Genomic DNA, 2886 nt, shown 5'->3' with positions numbered 1-2886 from the left:
CCTACAGGTTATCCATGAGAGGAGGGCACGCAAAATCACCCTTCCCTATAAGATATACAGGGAAGAGTGGGACAGTAAAAACAAGGCAATCGTTGGCAGTACCTCCCAGCGGGACAACTACCTGTACGAAGCCCGCAACGGCATCGAAGAAGAGACTGTCCGCTTGCGGGCTATCATCCGCGAACTCGAAAACAAAGGCACCTACTTCGAAGTGGAGGAGATTACCGAAACCTACCATTCCGGCCGCATGGAAGAATCGGGCGAACACAGCCTGAAGAAACTCGTCTCCCGCCTGAGCCGCAACCTGAGCAGATCGGGACAGGAGCGCACCGCCCGCGCTTACGGGAGCAGCCTGCGAAGCCTGCTATTGTTCCTCAACAAGAACGATATCCCCATCTCCTGGCTGAGTCCCTCGTTGGTGAAGAACTATGAGCGGCACCTGAAGAACCAGGGTAAAGCCCCCAATACCATCTCTTTCTATATGCGCAACCTAAGAAGTATCTACAACAAGGCTATAACAAAAGGATTGGTAACCAAACCTGACCAGAACCTTTTCTCGGGAGTGTATACCAGCGTGCAGAAGACCCATAAACGAGCCCTCGACCGTTATCAGTTACAAGCCCTGTACGATGTGAAGCTAGCGGAAGGAAAGGACAGGCAACGCCTGGAAACCTGCCGCCGGCTGTTCTTCTTCTGCCTGTNGGAATGAGCTTTGTGGATATGGCATACCTCAGGAAGAATAACCTCAGGAATGGCATCATCCGCTACTACCGCAAAAAGACAGGCGGGCGGCTGGAAATAAAGATAACCCCGGCCATGCAGGAGATTATCGACTACTTCTCCCCGATGGTAAAGGCAAGCCCCTATGTCTTCCCCATTATCAGCGACAGCCGCAAACCACACCGCACCCAGTACGAAACAGGCCTTACCACCCAGAACCGCCTGCTGAAGGAACTGGCCAGGCTGGCAGGGACAGGTGTAAAACTGTCTACTCATATGGCGCGCCACAGCTGGGCTACCCTTGCCAAAGAGGAGGATCTGCCCCTGTGGGTGATCAGCGAGGGACTGGGGCATAACAACGAGCAGACCACCTATATCTACCTCTCGCAGCTGGAACGTTCTGTATTGGATAGCGCAAACGAGAGGATATATAAAGCATTGACCCAAAAGACTAAACATGCAGATAAAAACGGAAGAAAAATAATTAACAGCAAAAAGGTGCGAAATACAGAAATTTTGATACCTTTGTATCGTCGGTAATGAGAATGTTTCCCTATCTGTCACTTAGTAAGTGACAAATTGAAAACAACCAGGCCTTCACCAAATGGCACAAATCCAGTATACTTCCACTACAAAATCCCAGCATAATTCTTATAATTTTTATTTTCCCAGAGAAAAGTATATGAATGATTTAACCTTAATAAAAGGTAAATAAAATTTTCAGACATCGTTCAAGCGGTGAAAACCAATTGTTAACACATAAATAATCCTGTCCGGCAGCATAAAGCCGGGTAGCAAACGCTGTTGTTGTCTTAATAGCAGGAAGAGTGTAAACTTTTCCGCAAGTTTTCTTAATACCATCCATTAAACCTCTTGTGTGTTAAGTCGTTTTCCTAATATTACCCTTATTATATATATAAAATACTCTAACAGGGTATATTACATTCATGTTTTGTAAGAATACTCTTGTTTCCTGGATTTTAATCCAATTTTTACCATGCTTCTATCTTCTTGATAGTAAATGGCTTATATTCATACTTGCAATCCTGTTTGTCACTTACTAAGTGACAGATGGGGAAACACGCTGATAACCAGTAAGAAAAGGCTACCCGAACATACTCAAACCGTGATAAAACAAAATATCGACCTTAAGACAAAATATTATATAAATTTTGTGTCGGGCGGTAGTTCGTCCGGTTGTTTTTATGGCCACAGGTTGCTTGCGATAAGCAGCCGTGGCCTAAAATACCCCACCTGGCCTCCCCAAAAGGGAGGAGTCGCGATGCGGGCTACAGACAGTTACATATTAGTATGGAATCAATCATATATCCTCACCCTCTCCCTCTTCCTTTGGAGAGAGCCGGGGAGAGGTGGCTATTTCATCATTCCATCTCTTTGTCTCCCTCTCCCTTTGGAGAGGGCTGGGGAGAGGTGGTCCATAATATCCGGGGAGGCGATATTACCGTCTTGTTGTCTTCAACAATGTTGTCTTATTTGTCTTCACTTATTCTGCCCGCCGCTTGTGAAAGTAGTAGGGCGGAGCCTCCCCGTAATACACCCCTTCCTGCCTCCCCCAAAAGGGGAGGTAGCGCGAGGCGGTCAAAGCAACTCAAATTTAAATATAATAAACAGAGCCTCTGCTTCCCCCTCTCCAGTGGAGAGGGTTGGGGTGAGGTGTATTATTCATCTTTCCATCTCTCCAGTCTCCTCCCCATTTGGGGGAGGCCGGGAGGGGGTACTTCCATCTCTCTGCTTCTCCCTCTCCTTTTCTTCAACCCCTCGCCCTTTGGGCACTCCCCTTCTGCGAGGGGAGAGTCGCAAAGCGGGGACAGATACCGTTTCGCCCGTCAGGCACTCTTCCCTTTTGATAAAGGGAAGTACCCGAAGGGGGAAGGGTTAGACAGATAGATAAAAAATGTTGTAATAAATACTTTTCATTACTAATGTCTATTAAACTTTAAATTTTTTAAATTAAAAATTACTTTTATGAAAACAACCTGCACACAACAGAGCAAGCGAAGGCTATTGCCGTTTCTTCTCTTTGCAATGCTGCTTTTTGGTTCCGGGCTGCACGCCCAGGTAACCGTCGGGGAAGGCAAAGCCCCCGAGAATTATTCCATCCTGGAGGTCGTCTCCGGCAGTAGCAACACCGGAGGCCTGCGCCTT

At 47.1% G+C, this 2886-nt stretch carries 2 protein-coding genes; both read left to right on the top strand.

The genetic code is table 11. The annotated features are described in order from the left end of the window. The coding region (locus D0T84_RS22140) for a phage integrase SAM-like domain-containing protein (protein WP_163310084.1) at positions 1–709 on the top strand (709 nt) is incomplete at its 5' end. Further along, complete coding sequence (locus D0T84_RS22135) at positions 706–1260, top strand: tyrosine-type recombinase/integrase (RefSeq protein ID WP_163310083.1); 555 nt, start codon at positions 706–708, stop codon at positions 1258–1260. The genes D0T84_RS22140 and D0T84_RS22135, both read left to right, overlap by 4 nt. Positions 1261–2886 lie beyond the last annotated feature (1626 nt).

It is taken from the genome of Dysgonomonas sp. 521, assembly GCF_010501055.1.
GTDB lineage: Bacteria > Bacteroidota > Bacteroidia > Bacteroidales > Dysgonomonadaceae > Dysgonomonas.
Note: the sequence above shows the minus strand (reverse complement) of the source record. Positions and strands in the feature narration are given on the sequence as shown.

Bases quoted from the DNA above. Each gene is read 5' to 3' on its own strand.
- D0T84_RS22135 (WP_163310083.1), top strand. From the start codon at position 706: ATGAGCTTTGTGGATATGGCATACCTCAGGAAGAATAACCTCAGGAAT.